This window comes from Paenibacillus sp. FSL H7-0942, assembly GCF_045040715.1.
GTDB classification, from domain to species: Bacteria; Bacillota; Bacilli; order Paenibacillales; family Paenibacillaceae; genus Paenibacillus; species Paenibacillus amylolyticus.
Map to the genome: position 1 here is coordinate 5,732,891 of NZ_CP150279.1, position 17,667 is coordinate 5,750,557.

A 17,667-nucleotide genomic window follows, 5' to 3' on the forward strand; every position below is an offset into this window, starting at 1 on the left:
AAGAATATACCTTCTCATCTGCCAAAATCGTGTCTTGCACCATTTTGTAGGAATTAGCACCTAACATCTATAACGCGAATGATACATGTATCATGTCGTTACAAATCGGTTGCCGGGCTTCATCGGGCCTGTCCCTCCGCCGCTCTCGATAAGAAATATGTTGTTGTAGGATTTTATAAGTTCATGTAGTTTATGCTTTATAATGTGAACGTAACTTCCGAAATATCAGTTATATCCGTGTAACATTCGATTGAAACTCAGTATATTCCAAGTATTCCGATTTGTCAAAGGGAATTATTTCTTTTCCATATTTTATTGATATAACTATAAGAGGCTGTTAACGTTTCACAGACCATATCCACGCCCTGACGCATTTCCTGCACATGCTGATTCAGATCCTCCAATTTCACTTTACCTTGCAAGGTCTGGTGTAACTGCCACAGGTCATCGTGCATTTCTGAGTTCATGTAGTGAATTTCCATATTACGTCGCTTGCGCAACTTGCTCATCGGCTCACGATAAGAGTCCTTGATCTGTATTAATTGCAATGCAAGATCATGATGCTCCCTTGCATAGTCGAACTGCCTTAACACAGTAAAATAAGAAAAATGCGCTTTGGTATTGGAAGTATTCAGCTGGAATATTTCATTTAATACTGTGCCGACTTTATCCAGAATGGCAAAGCAGCGGATAAAGCCATCTTTGTAGAAATACACATAACGTGCATACTCGGCTTTTTCAGTCGCCGTCATATCATCCGTTGAACCTGCAACGACCTTTTTGCGAAAATGAGCAGCAGCGAAACAGCTTTGCTCCAGTTCATCCAGTGAGGAGATGAGTCCCTGAGTCCACACATACAGTTTCCGATAGTCATGCGTGGGATCATGGTCCACATGCATTTGTCGTTGAAATAGCTCAAGCGTATGCGCCATTGCGTCCATCGCTGCCTTCAATTTACCTTCGTTTATACGTGGCTTTTCCCCCAACAACGTTCGCAGCATATCTAACCTCCTCTTTTCCAAATCAACAAGAATTCATCACCGTAAACGAAACATCATTCATTCCGTGTAATTGCTGCTTGCCATAGGTTGCCCTGATCCCTCTGACATCAAACAAAGTCCACCTGTCCAATGATGTACATCACTGGATGGTGGACTTTCATATTTAAAAACGATTAGCCGGGCGATGTAGCTTGTACACCAGGAAACTCATATACGTTAAGACTCCGAACAATATGGCGATATCCAGCATATGAGCAAGAGCTACGAACATGTATACTTCCGGACGGTTCATTGTCACCATCATGAAAATACCAATGACTACTTGCATCAGAATAAGAACAACGGATACCACACCCAGAGTACGCATTTCCTTGTTGTCCGGATGATTACGGTAAGCGAAATGACCCAGGATTGCGATAACAATCACGAGCGACGCAGCTGCTGCACGGTGAGCAAAAGCAACCGCTACCCCACCCGAAAGCTCAGGAATAATCTGACCGTTACAAAGCGGAAATCCAGAACATCCGCCGGCAGAATCCGTGTGACTCACAAATGCACCTGTGTATACCACGAGATATGTGTAAATGGTGGAGAACCAGACCAGATTCCTGAATTTTTTGCTAACCCGAGGGTATTTATTCAGGCGCTCCAATCCGCCATCTTTGGCCTCCTGCCTTATGCCCAGCGCCATCATTAGAGAACTGGCAAAAGCAATCAGTGCAAAACCAAAATGCAGTGCCATGACTGCTGAAGATTGGGAGAAGACAACGGCAAAAGCCCCCATGATTCCCTGGACGATAACAAATACCAGAGTTAAGAAAGAAAACAATTGCAGGTCACGGCGTGACTTGCCAAACCGCAGAAAAGCAACAAACGAGGCAATGGACAACAGTCCAGCCAGTGCACTTACAGCGCGATGGGAATATTCAATGAGTGAAGCCACAGTATGTGCGGGAACGAGTTTTCCGTTACATAAAGGCCATTCTGTTCCACAGCCAAGGCCTGATTCCGTTTTGGTTACGATGCCTCCACCAAAAGTGGCCAGAAACATGACAAGACAGGTTAATACGGTTAACCATTTAAACAAAGTTAAGTGTTTCAATTTTTTCTCACCCGCTGTTGGTTTAAGATGGCGAAGAATATTCTCCGCTTGTTTCGGTACTTTGACACTTATTTCACAACTAAATTCATTATACCGGATAAAATGTTCATTGACGTCGCGCTTTGTGACAAAATGTTAACGTCTGGTGAAATAATGACCCACAGGTCATTGGGGATATGTACAGAAACGTTTCTTATATAGAACAAGTCGAACACACAAACGCCATTTCCCTATTTCAAGAGAAATGGCGTTCTTTTTATTATACCCTTTTACAACATGAACCTGTCATACTTTTATTATCATTTATGGATCGTGTTGTACACTTCAACTGCTCGATCTAAGAACTGCTCAATCTCTTCTCTCGACTTGCGCAGCTTGTTCACATACCGTACGAGTTCGCGGCCATCTGTATACGCCACAAAGCTTGGAATGCCAAGAATATTCTGCTCTTCACTAACGGTTCCAACCTGATCCACGTCAACCTCAATCAAGGTCAGTTCACGTGCATATTTCTCTTCAACCTCAGGCATAAACGGATCGATGTATTTGCAGTCACCACACCAGTCTGCCTTGAATACGGCAATCGTCAAACGTGGGGATTGGATGGCTACATCAAAAGCCGGTTTGGAAGTAATCTGTTCCATTCGGTTCATCTCCCTTTCTGTACCTTGTCTTACCCTAAGTGAAGCAAATTGGCGAGTGGAAGTCAAATAATCAGCGCATACTTAGAATAACCACATGGTCTGTGAAAATAAACCCAGAACATCATGAAAGGATGTCACATCATGACTTCCACCAGAACCGATTCTTCCAGCGAACAACATCACGGGTCCCTCCTGCAGATGGTCCGTTCCATTCCGGGTGCTGCCCGGGAAATCTGGCGTGGCAAACCGGCTGCATGGCAAGCTTCTGCACAGCTTCGTCACCCTTTGCGTGATATCGAGTGGGATACCGATACGGCAGCTGCCTTACAGTCTGAGGTGGAGCGTTTGTTACCTGCCAGCAACAAATCTTTTGCACGCACGGACCAGGTTCAAAGCGCACTCGTCTGCGAAGAAGATTGCATCATTCTGGAAGAGATTAAGACACTGACTCAGGAGAATAATCGGAGTAATATCACCCGCACGGCAGCCTATCTGGAATGTTATGAGCAATATCCCGAACTTCATTGGGCACTGCTGGCCCATATGGTCTCTCGCAATGGTGGATATCACATGACAGATCTTCAGAGTGACTTAATGCATAATCTACAGAATCAAAGCGATCGCGAGCATATGTATCGGCTGCTGGAGCGGTGCAATGCACTCATTTTCCAGGATGCATATCCCCAGCTTCTGCTGTATATGAACAGTCGCCGGATCGGACGTAGCTGTTTCCATCTCTTGTCGCACTTTCACGTATCGGCGTTTATGACGCCGTTTTGGGAACGCTTTTGGCTGGAACGATGCAGTTCACTGCTAAGTGTGGCATTAATTATTAATGAGCAGAACTATATCGAGAGCCGGGTGGTGCAACATCCTTATTTTCAAAAAGAAGTACTTTCCAAACCCGCATTCCATCTGCATAATCTGGCCGGTCTGAATCATATCGTCTTTCCTCTTGGACAGGGAGCAGGACTCGCAGGACGCGTCATTGAACATTTTGGCAAACTGGATGAGCGAATCATGTTTGGCAAAGGGCTATATGCCCTGTTGTTTGGCGTGGAGCAAGTACACACACAAGTGTTGGAGTTCGCACGTTCGGTTTCCCATCGTGGCTCGCGCGCTGAATATTGGCCTGGGCTGTTTACCAATCGTGAAGACGAGGCAGGGGAACATACACTTTATGCTCAGGAGCTAATGGATGAAGAATGGCTTCCAGAAGGGCAACGATTATATAGTCCGGAACTGCTTTCCGTATGGGGGGACACGCCTTATGAACCGATCACCAGACATGACTGGCTTCAGACTCGGGATAGTCTCGGTTATCTGACGGCACCACGTCGGCCATGGCTGTTTGAGATGAGTCACGAACACCGGTATGGCATGCTGAAAACAGCACTGGCTCATGATGCTAAAGCCATCACACACTAATGATAAAAATCATATAGAGCAGACAAAGACGGATGATATGATATCCCGATGTACCGCTAATCCTCGCTTGCTGGGCTAATGTCGAGTTCAGTCGCTCGGCTCTCCTTAGCTAAACAAAAAGCCCTGTCCGCTTCAATAGCAGACAGAGCTTGTATCCTATTTTCACAAAATATTGGAGCATGGATGATGCTCCTTGCTTGTTTAACCTCTTTGCCCAGCTCCACGTTGAAGACGCATAAGTGGACGAAGAATTTTTTGCAGAATACGGGGGTAACTGCCCAGCTCGTCCTTGCGCAGTACACGCAGCACAACCATGAGAACCAGATACACCACCACAACAAGTAAACCAACCACAAGGCAGGTAAGCAAGAAGGATACACGCGCTGGCAGGAACAGTCCAAAGATCGTATTGCCAATCCAGTTCGTTGCAAATCCTACACCTGCTGCAAGCAACACTGTAATGATAAACCCTTTCCAACGATCTCCCATGATGGAGAAATCAACGATTTTGCGAAGGACCCGCAGATTCAGGTACGTGATGACCAAGAAACAAAGGGCTGTTGCAATAATGATACCGTAAATCCCAAAGATCGGCGCCAGAATAAGACTTACGATCAATTTGATCACAACACCTGCTGCGACACTGATCATCGTAATCCGCGGTTTCCCTACCCCGAGTAAAATGGAGTTGGTGGTCATCATTGTAATCTGGAAAATGGTACCGAATGTTAACAAGGCAATGATCGGCGTTCCATCCAAATTGGTAAACAGCAATCCGTTAACAGAATACGCTGCCGCACAAAGTGCAATGACAATCGGCATACCTGTAAGGATCGAAATGCGCAAGGCAAGTGTAACCTGACTTTTCAGATGCGCTTCATCCTTGCGGGCAAATGCTGCTGAAATGACAGGCACCAACGATTGACTCAAAGCGATAGCCAGAATCGGAGGAATCCCCGCAATACTTTGGGCCTTCGCCCCGAGGATCGCAAGTACACCAGTCGCTTCTTCGAGTCCGATCTGGCCACTAAGCAGTGGTACCACAAGGGATGAATCGATGAAGTTAATGGCTGGAACTGCAAGTGAGGACAGCACAATTGGAATAGACAGCTTGAAGATATCACTGTAGATACCTCGCATCGGCAACTGCTCTGCACGCTCGTAATTCAATTGGGCCGCACGGTCGCTACGACGTAGCTTCAAGGTGAAGTACAGCATGACACCGAAGGCACCCACACTTCCTAATACCCCACCAAATGAAGCACCCGCAGCAATCGTCTGGTCATCATAATTCCATTGCAGCATGACATAAGCCACGATAATGGCTGTACCTACACGGGCGAACTGTTCCACGATCTGTGAAATACCGCCTGCTGTCATGTTGCCGCGTCCCTGGAAATATCCACGCATCATCGCAATGGCCGGGAAGAGCAGCAACGCTGGAGCCAAGGCGCGAATGGCGCTGACCGACTCCGGTACTTTGGACACATACGTAGCATAATAAGGTGCCGCGAACCACAACAAAGCAGACATGACTACCCCGGCCACAGCGGCAAAGATCAGGGCTGCACGGTAGATCTGTTGGGCTTCACTCGCGCGTCCGAGCGCATAACGTTCCGATACCATTTTACTAAGTGTACTCGGTATGCCCGCCGTTGCTACAGTTAACAGCATTAAATATACCGTATTGGAGATGGTAAACGATGCGTTACCGATATCGCCGAGGATATGCTCCAGCGGCACCCGTTGAACCAATCCGAGTACTCTTGCGATCAGTGCAGCGGCCGCCAGAATGAGCGTACCCCTAATGAATGTTTCTTTCTTAGACAAACGAATTCCCCTTCTTTCCTCCACACCGGACGTGCATCCCGTTGAAGCTAATCCTGAACGTTTAGGCGAATCTTACCACCCAGATAATAAAGAGAACAATCATGACGATTTGCAAAATAATTTTCATCACAGTACTCGTAAATAGCCCCACAACGGAACCAAATCCAACTTTCGACGCTTTGGAAGGTGAAGACCCTCCGATCAGTTCCCCGATAAAAGCACCGATAAATGGTCCCAGCACCAGTCCAAATGCCGGAATGACAAATGGGCCAATGATAACACCAATAGTACTCAGCGTTGTTGATAACTTGGAGCCACCGAACTTCTTCACGCCCCATGCACTGACGACATAATCAGCCACAAACAACACAACAACAATCAGAATCTGGATGATCCAGAACCACACACCAAACGGATCAAAACTGAAGAACCAGCCGTAGACCAGAAACGCGAAGAAAATCGCTACAGCACCAGGCAGTATGGGATATACCGTTCCAGCCATCCCCACTGCAAACAGCAGCACAATTAAAATCCAGGCAATGGTTGCGAGCAAAGGTTACTCCCCCTTCAAAATATGTTCACGGATCACTTCAACAATACCGTCTTCATTGTTACTCGCTACGATCAGATCAGCCGCTTCCTTCACCTGCTCCTGCGCATTACCCATCGCTACACCAAGACCCACGGCCTCAATGACAGCCAGATCATTCAAACTGTCTCCAACAGCAACAACTTCGGACATCTCTATGCCCAGCAGCTTGCAGACTTCCGCTACACCACTGGCTTTGGATACGCCAGCAGGGTTGATCTCAATATTAACGGGTGAAGAATTCGTCATTTGCAGGCCACCCATTTGTTGCAGTTCCATCATGATCTGGTGACGAACTTCATCCACTTCCGTATTAAAGCCGAATTTCAACCATTCCAGACCTTCAATATTGTCCGTCCAGCGGTCACGATTGAACAGTTCTTCCACGGAGTATGCCCAGTACCAGCTATTATATTTTTCACCGATTTCCTGCATTCTGCGAATCAATGCCGGGTCCATCAGATGACGCATATGCAGGTCATGCGGGGCTTTCCAGACCTCACTACCATTAACAGTAACCATCGGTGTCTCCAGCCCAAGCTGGACCGCATAAGGCATGGCGTGGAATACCGCTCTTCCCGTAGAAAGGCACACATGTACACCCCGACGAATGGCAATTTGAATCCACTTGGCGGTCTCCTGTGTAATTTCATGATTATCGTTAAGTAATGTTCCATCCATATCCAATGCAAGCAATTTGTATTTCAGTTCACTCATACAGTAGTTCCTCCTAGGTTGTCTCTCTATTTCTCCCTAATTTTAAACATTCTTTCACAACAAGATCGCCCGGCATCCGTAAAACGGACGCTCCGGACGTCACAGCTAACGACATTTTACCACAGATCATCTGTATGCAACAAAATAACCCGTAATCAGCAGGATGACGCTACATTATCAATTTATATTGCATATGTTATATCCGGTTGCCCTTGTCAAAGTAATACGACCAGACACGCAAAAAAACCGCCTGCGATGCAGACGGCTTCTTATAACTTTATTTATTCACCTGTTATCTACTTGAAATCCAATTAACGTGCCGCGAATTTGCGACGAGCGTAACGGAATACAATGCCATGTTTCGGTGACAGCAACAGTGCGAGAACAAACAAAATTCCAGCAACAGCTACCATGCAGCCCGCAATGGAAGCATCCAGGGCATATGCCATGACATAACCTCCAACCGAGGATGCTGCTCCGATCAGGACGGCATACAGTATCATTTTGCCCAGACGATCTGTGAGCAGGTAAGCCGTCGCCGCAGGTACAATCAGCATGCCCACAACGAGAATCGAACCAACACTTTCAAATGAAGCCACGGACGTCATCGAAACGAGTCCCATGAGCAGATAGTGGAACAGCACTACTGGAATGCCGCAGGCCGCAGCCAGCGCCGGATCGAAGGCACATAGCTTGAACTGTTTGTAGAACAGCCCAATGACGACGAGGATGACTAGCAAAGTGATACCCAGCATCCAAACTGCCCTCGGACCGACATCCGTACCCCCAAGGGTTAGCGTATCCCACTGTACATAAGCGATCTCACCAAACAAGACACAATCCAGATCCAGATCAATATGCTGGGCGTTCAGACTAATCAGAATGACACCTACTGCGAAGAGTGCTGTAAACACAATTCCGATCGAGGCATCAGACGAGAGTCCACCCGCCTGCAAACTCTGTATGAAGAACACCGTCAGTAGTCCAAACACCGTTGCGCCGAGCAGCATCCACAATGAATCTCTGGAACCGCTCCACAGGAAAGCAATCGCAATACCGGGGAGAACTGCATGGCTGATCGCATCACCGACCAGAGCCATTCGCCGCAGAATCAGAAAACAACCGAGGATGGCGCAAGCAGAAGAAACTAATACGGCCGTCAAGATAATCCAAAACGTTGCCATTACATCTCCCCCCGTTCCTGCTGATTTCGCTGTGTGGCGAGAGTCTGAAGTGTAGCCCGCTCTTCACGCATATACGCGGACTTTGCCTGAATACTGCGCAACCGTCGAGCTAATAATCCACGACGCGGAGCCAGCAAGGCAGATCCGGCAAACAACACCGTAGCCGCAAGAACGGTTACAGGTCCTGTCGGCAGATTAGGTACAAGCGTGCTGAAGATGGTGCCTGTTGCACCACTCAATGCACCAAATATACCGGCCAACACCACCATCAGTGCGAGTGAGTCGGTCCAGCAACGTGCCGCTGCTGCCGGAGTTACCAGCAAGGCTGCAACAAGCACCACACCAACGGCTTGAATCCCGGCCACCACTGCGATTACCGTCAAGAGCAGGATGAGCTGCTCCAACATCGCAACTGGCAGTCCCATACCACGTGCAAATCCCGGGTCAAAACTCACCAGTTTGAATTCCTTGAACCAGGCAAGACAGGCAATCAGTAATACGAGACATACGCCACCCATGACATACACATCCGTCATGACCATAGATGCCGCCTGCCCAAACAAATATTTATCGAGTCCGCTTTGACTTCCGCTCGCCCCATGCTGGATGCGCGTCAGCATCACTACACCAACCCCGAAAAAGACGGTCAGCACAATTCCCATCGCCGCATCCTGCTTGATTCGGGAGTAGCGCGTAATCCACGAGATTCCGAAGGTAGCGACAATGCCAGCCACCAGAGCACCGAACAGGAATAATCCGACCGACTTCGTTTCCGTCAACATAAATGCAATACAGATCCCAGGCAGAGCAGCATGAGCAAGGGTGTCCCCCATCAGGCTCTGTTTACGAAGAAAGGTGAAGGAGCCAATAATCCCGCTACTGAATCCTAACAACAGACAGCCAAGCAATATCCAACGTGTATTGGGGTCAGATAAGATGGCAACGATCCAGTTCCACATGCACTACACCTGGCCTTTCTCCGTCCGGCTTCCGATCATCGCAATCCGGCCTCCGTACGTCTCTTGCAGTGTATCCGGTACAAATACTTCACTTGTCGGTCCACCTGCCACCAGTCGTCCATTGAGTAGCAGCACATGGTCGAAGTATTCCTCGACTGTCGCCAGATCATGGTGAACGACCAGTACCGTCTTGCCTTGTTTCTTCAACTGTTCCAAAAGCGAAATGATCGCTTTCTCTGTGGTGGCATCCACACCTGCAAATGGCTCATCCATGAAATACAGATCTGCGTCTTGCACGAGTGCCCGCGCCAGAAAGACACGTTGCTGCTGTCCACCGGACAACTGACTGATCTGGCGGTACATGTAATCACCCATGCCGACTTGCTCCAGGCAGTGTGCCGCCAGGTCCCGCTCCTTTTTCCCCGGACGACGGAACCAGCCTAGATGACCATACCGTCCCATCATCACCACATCGAGTGCATGCGTTGGAAAATCCCAGTCCACCGATTCCCGTTGGGGCACATAACCGATGCGGCGACGTTGTTCCCTGTACGATTGACCGAAGATCCGTACCTCTCCATGCATCTTCGGTACCAGTCCCAGAACAGCTTTGATCAGGGTCGATTTCCCCGCACCATTCGGTCCAAGGATTCCGATGAGCTGTCCTTCCGGAATATCGAAGGATACGCTGCTAAGCACCGGCTTTTTGTGATACGCAACAGCCAGATCCCTCACACTAAGAGGAGCCGATGTTGGCTGCGTTCCCTGCAAGTGACTGTTGTTCAGATTTGTAGGAGTTTGTTTCGATAAAATTGTATCTTCCATAATCCTGTAACTCCTCTCTTCATGTGATTCATTATTTTAGGGCTTCTACAATCGTCTCAACATTGTGGCGAATCATACCGATATATGTGCCTTCTTCCGTTCCTTCAGCCCCCATGGCATCCGAGAACAGTTCTCCACCAATGTTGACTGTATGCCCTTTTTGAGCTGCTCCGGCAATAATGGCTTCCATCGCTTTTGCAGGTACACTCGATTCAACAAATACTGCTTTGATATGGTTATCTACGAGATAATCCCGCAGTTCGCTAACATCTTTTGCACCGTATTCGGCTGCTGTACTGATGCCCTGAAGCCCCATCACTTTCATGCCATAAGCCTGACCGAAATATCCAAATGCATCATGCGCCGTAACCAATACCCGGCTTGCTTCCGGAATCTCCAAAATCTTCTCACGCACCTCGGCATCCAGTACTTCGAGCTTCGCCAGATACGCCTCTGCCTGAGCCTTGTACTCTTCCGCATGGTCCGGGTCCGCCTCCACGAGCGTATCGCGTACGGCTTCTGCCGCATGCATCCAGTGGCTGACGTTAAACCAGACGTGTGGATCATATTCGGTGCCGCCTGTATCTTTGCCTGAGTGTAACTCCTCGACTGGAATAGTCTCTGTAACAGCAGTAACCAGCTTGCTTGAGGACATTTTCTCCAAAATGTCTGTCATTTTGCCTTCAAGATGCAGTCCATTATAGAAAATGACTTTTGCTTGTTCCAGCTTGCGAATATCACCTTGGGATGCCTTGTACAAGTGGGGATCAACGCCCGGGCCCATTAGCCCGGTAACATCAACATATGCCCCGCCTACCTCACGTGCTACGTCAGCGATCATTCCCGTTGTAGCGGTTACTTGTAGCTTGCCACCACTGCTCGTCTCTGCATCACTGGAACATGCCGTAAGTACAACAACCAGAACCAGAGCCGCTAGCGTAATGACCCCCCTCTGAATACTCCTCATTTTCACCATTAACAATTCAACCGACCCCTTTCCCTCTCCTAAAATACTTGTCTACATCTAATTTTGTTGTACAAGGTATTAAATTTTAATCAAGACTAATAATGTTTCCCTTGTGCAAATTTTATCCGAAGCCAAAAAAAAAGGCAAGGGATTATTTCCCCTGCCTGTCCAAATTCATATGTTGTTCACTTCATTAACGTGTTAGATGTGATGTAAAAGCGCTACATCTGCCTCGTTTCTTTTACATTACTCTTTGTCTTTCCCTTCGTCTTTCTTACCTTTTGGCGTTCCATCGAGACCATACACTTCATCATATGCATCGAAGATTTTCCGTGCTATTGGTGAAGCACTGACTGACCCGAATCCACCTTCCGGTACAACAACGGCGACAGCAAGCTTCGGATTATCTCGTGGTGCAAAGGCAATAAATACACCATTCTCTTTTTTGTTCGGTCCGGTCCCCTGCTCTGATGTTCCTGTTTTCCGAGCATAATCGTAAGGGAAACCGTCAAATGAACTTACTTTGGTAACCATTCCTTTGTGCACTTCATTCCAGTGCGCCTCGGCAAAATCAACTTCATTAAGCACCTTCGGTTTGATCTCTTTCACCACATTGCCGTCCGCGTCACGGATTTCCTTCACCAGATGTGGTTCCATCCGTTTGCCCTTATTGGCAAGCATGGTCGTGTATTGGGCGAGTTGCATCGTAGTGTACTTGGCTTGTTGCCCAAATGAGGCAAACGCCAAACGTGTAAGAGCTGATTCGTCTTCATTAGTATATTCTAACCTACCCAGAAATTCATTAGGCAGATCTACACCAGTGGACACACCCAAGCCAAATTCCTGCATGTGTTTATGCCAGACATCGATACCTTTCTCTGAGCCATATTTACTTAACAAACGTTTCCCCACCATATCAATCATGAAGGCATTGGAGGATTTCTCAATCGCTCTTCTCGCCGTAATAGAACCATTATAAGCAGAATGCGAGTTCTTCACTTGTCGGCCATCTTTCCCCAAAACCGCATATCCCTGATCATGATAGGTCTGTCCTGCTGTAAATAATCCCTCTTTCAATCCAATTAGGACACTTAACGGCTTGATTACTGATCCAAGAAGTATAACGGATTCCGCCCGACTAGGCTTGGCATCATTCGGTGGGAACGACTCGGTGGTTCCGTTCCGGAATACATATTTGATTTTGTCATAATCCCAATCGTTCGGATCATAATCCGGCATACTCGCCATAGCCACCACATTCCCCGTATCCACTTCCATGGCTACTGCGTATCCTGTAATTGCCTTGGGAAGTCTGCGCAATTCGTCCGTTATCGCCTCTTGTGCAGCCATCTGAATTTCCTTGTTAATGGTGGAAACCAGACTGTAGCCTTTCTCCGGTGGTGTTTGTAACATCGTCCCATCTGGCAGATTACGTGCGTCAATATCAATGGACTGATATCCGCTTCGTCCACGAAGTGCTTCCTGATATTGAAGCTCCAGCCCATCGAAGCCAACCTTCTCTTCTTCATGGTACACAAGACCAGGATCACGCTGGGTACTTGCCCCCTCGCGGATGGCCTTATATTTGGCAATGGAATCTGGTGCCCGTTTGAACTCTCTTGTGTAACCCACAATCTGAACGGCTACACCATCCGGGTCATATTTTCTTATGTTTTCTTCCAGCACCATAACGCCTGGATAATCTGCTTTTTTCTCCATGAAAAAAGCAATTTCTTTGGTCGATAGATCCGACTTCACGAGCCTCGGCACATACCCGAACGTTTTCTGGTAATCCAGATCCAATCGTTTGATGATCTCTTCCGCATCCGGCTGCTCTTTGTCCCCTGGATTAAACTGCTTAAACACAGCCGCCAGATCATGAGCCAGTTCCTCTGCTTCCTGTCTACGTTCATCATTCCGATAATCCTCATATAACAGTACATACAGGGACTGTACAGGTTCGGAATAAGCCAGCGCGACTTCCCCTGTCGCATCATAGATGGGACCACGAACAGGTGCGAGTGGAATGTCTTTGGTATTACGACTCGTTTCCATATACGTCAGTTCAGGACCCTCGACAAATTGCACAAAGGCTAATCTGAAAATAAGGATACTAAATATGACAAATGCCGCGAAAAAAAACAGATTCAGCCTTGCGGTGGAAGGCTTGTTGACGGGTGTATCTTCCTCAGTCATGGGTTTCTTCCTCAATCGGTTAAACATGTTTTAAGCCTCTCCCGTTCCTCTATAAAAATAAAATATTTAATCCGTCTTGTGAACGCGTTCAATCCGATATTTAATCCTTTCTCAACCAAGTCTACCAAAGGTTAGCTGTCACGTCTTTCAATATTTGGTTACATTTTCGTAAACAGAACTTTTACACTACCCTATCTACCGATTTCAATGTAAACACTGACATATCAACGTTATCCCGTTCTCCAGATCGCGTTTACCCTTCCCTTATATAAACGTGGTACAGCTCATATGGTTACATATTAATGCAACGAATTAGTTCACTCTTACAATCCATTCTCCACGTAAAAACAAAAAAGAGGACCCACGAAGGGTCCCCTCTGTAACCAATGCCTCACATTACTGTGTGCCTGATTCCGAATCTGAATCTTTATTTTTGTCCTTTTTCGGTACACCGTCGAGACCGAACTCCTCGTCATAGGCATCGAAGATCGCACGTGCAACCGGAGCCGCACTACTGGAACCAAAGCCCCCTTCGGGGATAACCACAGCGACAGCAAGCTTTGGATTATTACGTGGTGCATAGGCAATGAACACCCCATTATCAACGGGTTTGCCACCTACTACCTGTGTCGATGTTCCTGTTTTTCTGGCAAAGTCATAAGGGAATCCGCTAAATGCCGAAACTTCGGTGGCCATGCCTCGTTGCACTTCATTCCAGTAGGCATCGTTAAACTCTACCGTGCTGAGTACCTTCGGTTTTACCTTCTCGACCACGTTGCCTTCAGAATCCCGGAACTCTCTAACCAGTTGTGGCTCCATCCGCTTTCCTTTGTTCGCCAGCATTGTCGTGTACTGAGCAAGCTGCATCGTTGTATATTTTCCTTGTTGACCAAAGGAGGCATACACCAGCTTGGTCAAAGAACTCTCGATGCTCTCCTTACCATATTCTTTGCGCCCAAGATATTCATTAGGCAGGTCAACACCTGTGGAGATACCTAACCCAAATTTCTCCATGTATTCGTCCCACACGTCGACACCCTTTGCACCATACTTGGAGTAAAGCTTTTTACCAATTTCGTCAATCATGAACACGTTCGAGGAATGACGAATCGCATCACGAGGATACATTGCACCATACACATGCCCTGATGAATTCTGCACTCTGCGATTGTCTCCACCAAAGGTCGTTGAACCTCTATCTGAATATACGGTATTTGTAGTGAAGAAACCTTCTTTCAAACCGATCAATACACTAAGCGGTTTAATTGTAGAACCAAGCAATACAACAGATTCCGCCCGTTTACCTGAATCGTCTGGCGGGAATCCACGAATGGTACCATTTTGATAAATATATTTTATGTTGTCGTAATCTTCAGAACTTATACCGCCAGTTCTCCATACGTTGGTATCATAATCCGGCATACTCGCAGCAGATACGATTTTCCCGGTATCCACTTCCATTGCAACTGCAAATCCGGTCTTTGCATTCGGATGCAATTTACCGGAAACCGGATTCCGATGAAGCCAACTCAACTGATCCAGAATGGCCTGTTCTGTTTTCACCTGAACATTCTTGTTAATGCTGGAAATCAGGTCGTACCCTTTCTGCGGCGGGGTAGAACCCGCTACACCTTCAGGCAAGTTACGCAAATCAACATCAACGGATGTATATCCGCTTTTGCCGCGGAGAGCATCCTGATATTGCAGTTCCAGTCCATCAAAGCCTACAAATTCATTCTCTGTATACACCAGGCCCGGATCCGTTTGCGTTTTATTGGCCTCATCCACCTCTTTGTATTTGTTCAAGGACTTCGAACTTCTGAACTTCTTCAGATAACCGATGGTCTGAACCGCTACCGTATCCGGATCGTAGAATCGCACACTCTCTTCGACGATCTGAATACCTTTGAACTCGTCCTTATGTTGCAGGAAATAAGCTACCTCTTCCTCGGACAGATCACTCTTGATCAGACGCGGCATAAAACCGTTCGCTTTGCGGGAGTTCAAGTCCATCTCTTCTATAATTTTCTCCACTGTAAGTGACTCTGAATCCTTCAGCTTGTACTGTTCAAACACATCATGCAACCGGGTTGCAATATCTTGCACTTCCCCTATATTGGGACTCGGTTTCCCATCAACATCCCCATAGTTTTTATACAGCGTCAAGTATAGCGACTGAATGGGCTTAGAATAAGCCAGCTTCACTTCACCTGTAGAATCATAGATCGTGCCTCTCACAGGAGGAAGTGGTACATCCTTGGTAATGTTACTTGCTTCTTCCTGACTAAGCTCAGGCCCTTCGACAAATTGTAAAAAGGCCAAGCGTACAATAATAACGCTAAAAATAACAAAGGAAGCGAAGAAAAATACGTTCATTCGGTAACTGAAGCGCCGTTTGTCCGTAAGTTCATCCTTCTCATTGGAATGTTTTTTCATCCATCCTACCTCTTTCATGACTTGATGCATACCGCTCAAACTGATTCTCCGCGGCATGATAACCTGGCAACGTCGTCATATTCCGGACCCATGTCCGTTGTATTGCTAAGCTGATTGATCCTTTAGATGGGTGTCGGCAAAATTCGGAGGATTAAACCAGTCTCCACTGATCGCCCATGTCGGGTCAAGCGGAACCCAGCTCTCGGAACCACTCAAATACACCTCATTCCACGCATGCGGACCGTACCCTCCCTGGCCGTTATAACCAAGTCCTGTAACAACTTTGACTTCAAGTCCTTGTGAACGGGCCATCACGGCATAAAGACGGGCATAATCAATACATACGCCTTTGCGTGTATCAAATGTATTCTGTGGATTTTGTTCATGCCATATGCCCTTTTGCTCATAGTCATCCACTTTACCATAGTCATACTGAATACGTGAACCTACCCAGTCGTAAAGCGCTCTTGCTTTGGCTTCATCTGTCGATTGGCCTTTGACAATCTCACTCGCTGCAGATTCAATGTCCGTCGGAATATTGTGGTCGATGACTTCATATTTGCGTTGCAGGATGCCGCCCAGTTCCTTCTGCACAGCCTGCGTAAATACGGGTAGCTTGTCCTTAATGAACGTGCCGGACAACGGTTCGATGACTGATTTGGCCCCTTGCATATAGATCGGGGATGCTTCCACATATCGGCTGAACATGCTTCCAGGGTAAAGACTGACAATCATGAACAAAACTGCGATGACAATCATTCCGCGGACGGAGCCTATGATCGTGCCAATGAATGCACCCGTCAAGCGACTAAACATACCTTTAGGCGCACTTTCCTCGGCTGACCTCTGCCTGCTACTAAAAATAAATGAAGAGAGAAACCCGAGAATCAGTCGGATGAGTCCATAGCTAAGTACAAATAATACAGCGAACCGCATCAGCGGAAAATCTGCAATCGCCGTAACCAACGTATAATACATCTGTTCCCACCGGTTCAACTCACGGTTAGGCATGGCTGAAGCATACTCAGACAGCCACTGCTGTACATATGGCGCAAGCCACAACGTTAAACCGATCGACAACAGAATACCAATGACCGCCATAATGCCATCCATCAGGAACCCAAAGAGTCTGCCTGCTGAACGCGAAGCCCCTCTGGACCAACCCTGCAATAATGAAGCAGCCACAATCAGCAACAGCATAATCGTGATGCCATTCAATTCCTTCAGGCTGTCCAGCCAATTCTGCAGCACGTACCGATTCCCCCTTTACTACGATGCTGGTGCTGTTTTGTTCTCCTGTGCCTGTTCGACAAACGTACGTATAGTTTCATTGTCGAGTTTCCATTCGCCAAGTGAAATTCCGCGGAAGGTCACATCAACTTTATCCGATTGAGTTCTGCCCTTAATCTCCACATTGGGACTTGTGATGGTGAACGCTCCATCCTGTCCTTTGACGTATTTCGCTTTGGAAGCCTCCTTAAGCATCATGCTGGTTGCTTCCTTCTTCAATGTGTCCATCGTGCTGGATTGTACGTCTGTCACTGTCTGTTTGATCTGATCAATGGAGATGCCGCTGTATATCAGTAGAGCCGCAATAATGATGATGGCAATCGCCCATTTCAATACGGTTTTGACCACATTTAGAACAAAGAACAATATGATCAATGCAACCACGATCACCAGCCAGTTCTGCATCACAAACTCTTTGATTACTTCTATGTTCATGACTACACCTTCCGTATTAGAATTCATTCGTAACACTCCCGAATATTATACATGATTTCCGAAG

Annotated in this window: 15 protein-coding genes and 1 riboswitch; of the genes, 1 reads left to right on the forward strand and 14 read right to left on the reverse strand. The window is 47.2% G+C overall.

All coding sequences use genetic code 11. The features are described from left to right. Positions 1-11: 11 nt before the first annotated feature. A riboswitch (SAM riboswitch) is annotated at positions 12-155 on the reverse strand. A 129-nt stretch (positions 156-284) separates the two neighbouring features. The 3 genes from MHI48_RS25230 to MHI48_RS25240 form a co-directional block, all read right to left on the reverse strand. After that, entirely contained in the window at positions 285-1,001 is a 717-nt protein-coding gene (locus MHI48_RS25230; protein WP_047841300.1) for a Cthe_2314 family HEPN domain-containing protein, read from the reverse strand. Positions 1,002-1,164: 163 nt separating this feature from the next. Continuing rightward, positions 1,165-2,103: a heme A synthase gene (locus MHI48_RS25235; RefSeq protein ID WP_036605745.1), complete on the reverse strand. Its 939-nt coding sequence runs from the start codon at positions 2,101-2,103 to the stop codon at positions 1,165-1,167. A gap of 299 nt (positions 2,104-2,402) precedes the next feature. Continuing rightward, positions 2,403-2,747 carry a thioredoxin family protein gene (locus MHI48_RS25240; RefSeq protein WP_017692403.1) on the reverse strand — a complete coding sequence of 115 codons (345 nt, stop codon included), beginning with the start codon at positions 2,745-2,747 and terminating at the stop codon, positions 2,403-2,405. Between the two features lie 141 nt (positions 2,748-2,888). Here MHI48_RS25240 and MHI48_RS25245 point away from each other — a divergent pair, with 141 nt between their 5' ends. Then, on the forward strand, positions 2,889-4,175 hold the full coding sequence (locus MHI48_RS25245) for a DUF2515 family protein (protein ID WP_405142137.1): 1,287 nt from the start codon (positions 2,889-2,891) through the stop codon (positions 4,173-4,175). A gap of 201 nt (positions 4,176-4,376) precedes the next feature. Here MHI48_RS25245 and MHI48_RS25250 read toward each other — a convergent pair whose 3' ends face one another. From MHI48_RS25250 to MHI48_RS25300, 11 genes are all read right to left on the reverse strand, one after another. After that, a complete protein-coding gene (locus MHI48_RS25250) occupies positions 4,377-6,005 on the reverse strand; it encodes a polysaccharide biosynthesis C-terminal domain-containing protein (RefSeq protein ID WP_405142139.1) in 1,629 nt (542 codons plus the stop codon). Between the two features lie 61 nt (positions 6,006-6,066). Beyond that, positions 6,067-6,507 carry a DUF456 domain-containing protein gene (locus tag MHI48_RS25255; protein WP_047841365.1) on the reverse strand — a complete coding sequence of 147 codons (441 nt, stop codon included), beginning with the start codon at positions 6,505-6,507 and terminating at the stop codon, positions 6,067-6,069. A gap of 54 nt (positions 6,508-6,561) precedes the next feature. Next, complete coding sequence (locus MHI48_RS25260; RefSeq protein WP_036605740.1) at positions 6,562-7,311, reverse strand: Cof-type HAD-IIB family hydrolase; 750 nt, start codon at positions 7,309-7,311, stop codon at positions 6,562-6,564. A gap of 311 nt (positions 7,312-7,622) precedes the next feature. Continuing rightward, positions 7,623-8,495, reverse strand: coding sequence for a metal ABC transporter permease (locus tag MHI48_RS25265; protein WP_405142141.1), 873 nt, complete (start codon positions 8,493-8,495; stop codon positions 7,623-7,625). Next, positions 8,495-9,454, reverse strand: coding sequence for a metal ABC transporter permease (locus MHI48_RS25270; RefSeq protein WP_017692397.1), 960 nt, complete (start codon positions 9,452-9,454; stop codon positions 8,495-8,497). Before MHI48_RS25270 ends, MHI48_RS25265 begins: the two co-directional genes overlap by 1 nt. A 3-nt stretch (positions 9,455-9,457) precedes the next feature. Further along, a complete protein-coding gene (locus MHI48_RS25275; protein ID WP_338588493.1) occupies positions 9,458-10,279 on the reverse strand; it encodes a metal ABC transporter ATP-binding protein in 822 nt (273 codons plus the stop codon). Positions 10,280-10,310: 31 nt separating this feature from the next. Then, positions 10,311-11,255, reverse strand: coding sequence for a metal ABC transporter solute-binding protein, Zn/Mn family (locus MHI48_RS25280; protein ID WP_405144722.1), 945 nt, complete (start codon positions 11,253-11,255; stop codon positions 10,311-10,313). Between the two features lie 237 nt (positions 11,256-11,492). Next, positions 11,493-13,442 (reverse strand): peptidoglycan D,D-transpeptidase FtsI family protein, encoded by a 1,950-nt coding sequence (locus tag MHI48_RS25285; protein ID WP_405142144.1) that lies wholly within the window; start codon positions 13,440-13,442, stop codon positions 11,493-11,495. A gap of 396 nt (positions 13,443-13,838) precedes the next feature. Beyond that, a complete protein-coding gene (locus MHI48_RS25290; RefSeq protein WP_405144724.1) occupies positions 13,839-15,878 on the reverse strand; it encodes a peptidoglycan D,D-transpeptidase FtsI family protein in 2,040 nt (679 codons plus the stop codon). Between the two features lie 105 nt (positions 15,879-15,983). Further along, positions 15,984-17,129 carry a transglutaminase domain-containing protein gene (locus MHI48_RS25295; RefSeq protein ID WP_036605735.1) on the reverse strand — a complete coding sequence of 382 codons (1,146 nt, stop codon included), beginning with the start codon at positions 17,127-17,129 and terminating at the stop codon, positions 15,984-15,986. Between the two features lie 18 nt (positions 17,130-17,147). Further along, a complete protein-coding gene (locus tag MHI48_RS25300) occupies positions 17,148-17,630 on the reverse strand; it encodes an ATPase (protein ID WP_174806458.1) in 483 nt (160 codons plus the stop codon). Positions 17,631-17,667: the final 37 nt, after the last annotated feature.

Bases quoted from the DNA above. Each gene is read 5' to 3' on its own strand.
- MHI48_RS25265 (WP_405142141.1), bottom strand. From the start codon at position 8,495: ATGGCAACGTTTTGGATTATCTTGACGGCCGTATTAGTTTCTTCTGCT.
- MHI48_RS25275 (WP_338588493.1), bottom strand. From the start codon at position 10,279: ATGGAAGATACAATTTTATCGAAACAAACTCCTACAAATCTGAACAAC.
- MHI48_RS25300 (WP_174806458.1), bottom strand. From the start codon at position 17,630: ATGAATTCTAATACGGAAGGTGTAGTCATGAACATAGAAGTAATCAAA.
- MHI48_RS25260 (WP_036605740.1), bottom strand. From the start codon at position 7,311: ATGAGTGAACTGAAATACAAATTGCTTGCATTGGATATGGATGGAACA.
- MHI48_RS25255 (WP_047841365.1), bottom strand. From the start codon at position 6,507: ATGGCTGGAACGGTATATCCCATACTGCCTGGTGCTGTAGCGATTTTC.
- MHI48_RS25270 (WP_017692397.1), bottom strand. From the start codon at position 9,454: ATGTGGAACTGGATCGTTGCCATCTTATCTGACCCCAATACACGTTGG.
- MHI48_RS25245 (WP_405142137.1), top strand. From the start codon at position 2,889: ATGACTTCCACCAGAACCGATTCTTCCAGCGAACAACATCACGGGTCC.
- MHI48_RS25240 (WP_017692403.1), bottom strand. From the start codon at position 2,747: ATGGAACAGATTACTTCCAAACCGGCTTTTGATGTAGCCATCCAATCC.
- MHI48_RS25280 (WP_405144722.1), bottom strand. From the start codon at position 11,255: ATGGTGAAAATGAGGAGTATTCAGAGGGGGGTCATTACGCTAGCGGCT.
- MHI48_RS25230 (WP_047841300.1), bottom strand. From the start codon at position 1,001: ATGCTGCGAACGTTGTTGGGGGAAAAGCCACGTATAAACGAAGGTAAA.
- MHI48_RS25290 (WP_405144724.1), bottom strand. From the start codon at position 15,878: ATGAAAAAACATTCCAATGAGAAGGATGAACTTACGGACAAACGGCGC.
- MHI48_RS25285 (WP_405142144.1), bottom strand. From the start codon at position 13,442: ATGACTGAGGAAGATACACCCGTCAACAAGCCTTCCACCGCAAGGCTG.